We start from the raw sequence: 2,186 nt of genomic DNA, 5'->3' as shown, positions 1-2,186 counted from the left end.
TGAATTTTGTTCCACATAGCCGTTTTTTGCTATAACATAGCTAAGTGGGAAAAAGAACAAGCAATATAATACAAATATTCTCATGCCTATTATATCTAATGGTTCAGCGGGGAACGCTGTAAGGCGTTATCACGCTTCGTTAACATCATATTTATTCTCACACCAGTGTACCATATCAATAAACCATAATCACGAGGTCTTTTTGCGCTTCAAAGGCTTCATCGAAAATGAAATTCAGGTCGTCCATTTCCTGCTCATAGTCATAATCTCCGATACCGTTACCCTCTTTCAGCGAGGTGTATTCCGTACGCTTACTCTCCAATTCAGAAACGGGTATGCTGATAATATAGGGAAAATCACTGCTCAATGGAATAGGGATGAATGTACTTTGACTATCCAGTTGCCAAAGGTTTTCCGCACAGTAGATTTGCGTTCCATAATGGTTGCAAATCTTTTCATATACATACCCGTACATGAAAGCAATTTCGGGATAACGGATTTTTCCGTTCACAATGTCTGCTAATACCGCATAAGCATCTTTATCCGTGTTTAGGCTATTGCTGAAAGAATCGTTCAAACAGTCAAGTTCCTGCTTCAACGCAACCTTTAATTGGTTTATAAGCTGATTATCACAAGCCCCGTAAACAGACCTTACCTTATCGGCTTCTATCAAATATGCACAAACAGAGTAACTCATACCTTTTCTTTATTTAATGTTGTCATTCCAATGTACCATGTCGTATGGATAGTAGGGCAACCCTTTCAGGCTGCTATCATTCAGCCCCAAGACCTTGACCAATGCACCGCTTTCAAAACACCAATAACCGTCATGGTTGATACCATATTTATGGTCGTCATGCCAAGATAAATCAGAATGTCCTCGATACCATTCTTTTTTGAGGTATTTTTCTAATCGTTTCATCGCTTCTGCCTTGTCTTGTTCAGCCAACTCTGTAACAGTGATAGCTGCTTGATAGGGTGACGGATATAATACTTTGTTTGTTGTCCTTTCCCAATCAAGAAATCTGTATCTAATCAAGGTGTCATAAATATAGTCTTTTGCTTCCCTGTCTTTTATCAGTTGAACCAAACTTTGTATAAGGTTGTCTTCGTAATCCAACATAATGCCTATTGACAGAAGCCATAACATTTCAATATAAAATCCGTTATCCGTCCAAAATCTCGGCATCGTTTTGAGGGTTTCCACATAATTATTTTTCAGATTATCAATATCCTGTCCCATAGAATACTGTACCAATAAAGAACGAAGCCTATAATTGAACAAAGAATCGTAACCTATATGTTTACCTGAAAGATGCTTTTGTTCATAATAAAGAATTTCTTCATTATACAATTTCAGTTGCTTTAAATACTGTTCTTCTGTAAAAAGTTTATCTCTTGTTTCCATTATGGTACACTGTTTTGATGTTAATGGTTTGACAAGGAGCTGCGTTTAGCAGCTAACTTGGCTTGTTATCAGTGATTTATTTTGCGATACCTGCACATGTAAATTTTAATCCTGTGATTGAATTTTGCTTCACAAAATCTACAAATTCATCTGTGCAATAATAATTGTTATTAAACAGACTATCCCGAAATATGATATATGAACCGATATTTCCTTTATTGAAAATACCATTATTATCCCTCATCATCTTCAAGATTTCTTCATTGCTCTTGGACTCTATATTTAAGGCATCGACTGTATTCAATACATTTATAAAATAATAACCTGAAGCGTTCCCGTCCACATTGACAGGTAAAACTTCTATTTGCCCTTTCAGCTTTTCAGAGAGTAATAAGGAAGTTCTTTTATTTACTATCAGACAACCGGAAAAATAACAAGATGCATCAAACTCCTCACTTCGTTTGTCTTTCTTTTTCCTTTTATCTCTAAACAGTTCCAGACTAAGCCCTTTCCACTCATTAATAAGTGATTGACCATTATAATCCCAAACGCCTTTATTTGACTCATCATCTTCCTTGAATACAAAGAACTTGTAATTATCAAAGTCTTGTCCAATTTCATATATATTCATAATGTTACACTATTTAATTACTGATAATGGCTAAGCGGGGAACGCTGTCAAGCGTTATCCCGGTTTGTTAATAACTTTTTTCTTCTCAATAGATGCGAAACTCCAATTGCCAAGAGCAGATAGGCAACCAGCAAACCTTGATAAAAC

The 2,186-nt window shown here is 36.0% G+C and carries 3 protein-coding genes; all 3 read right to left on the bottom strand.

Annotated elements, in window-relative coordinates; genetic code table 11:
* Nucleotides 1–175: 175 nt before the first annotated feature.
* The 3 genes from NBH01_RS26475 to NBH01_RS26465 all read right to left on the bottom strand — a co-directional run bounded on the left by NBH01_RS26475 (nt 176) and on the right by NBH01_RS26465 (nt 2,039).
* Nucleotides 176–697 (bottom strand): DUF7691 family protein, encoded by a 522-nt coding sequence (locus NBH01_RS26475; protein ID WP_117588480.1) that lies wholly within the window; start codon nt 695–697, stop codon nt 176–178.
* Between the two features lie 9 nt (nt 698–706).
* Complete coding sequence (locus tag NBH01_RS26470) at nt 707–1,408, bottom strand: PoNe immunity protein domain-containing protein (RefSeq protein ID WP_005643591.1); 702 nt, start codon at nt 1,406–1,408, stop codon at nt 707–709.
* A gap of 76 nt (nt 1,409–1,484) precedes the next feature.
* Nucleotides 1,485–2,039 carry an imm11 family protein gene (locus NBH01_RS26465; RefSeq protein WP_117542726.1) on the bottom strand — a complete coding sequence of 185 codons (555 nt, stop codon included), beginning with the start codon at nt 2,037–2,039 and terminating at the stop codon, nt 1,485–1,487.
* Between the last annotated feature and the right edge of the window lie 147 nt (nt 2,040–2,186).

This window comes from Bacteroides sp. B1-V-101 (assembly GCF_023656585.1).
Taxonomy (GTDB): Bacteria; Bacteroidota; Bacteroidia; order Bacteroidales; family Bacteroidaceae; genus Bacteroides; species Bacteroides thetaiotaomicron.
Note: the sequence above shows the minus strand (reverse complement) of the source record. Positions and strands in the feature narration are given on the sequence as shown.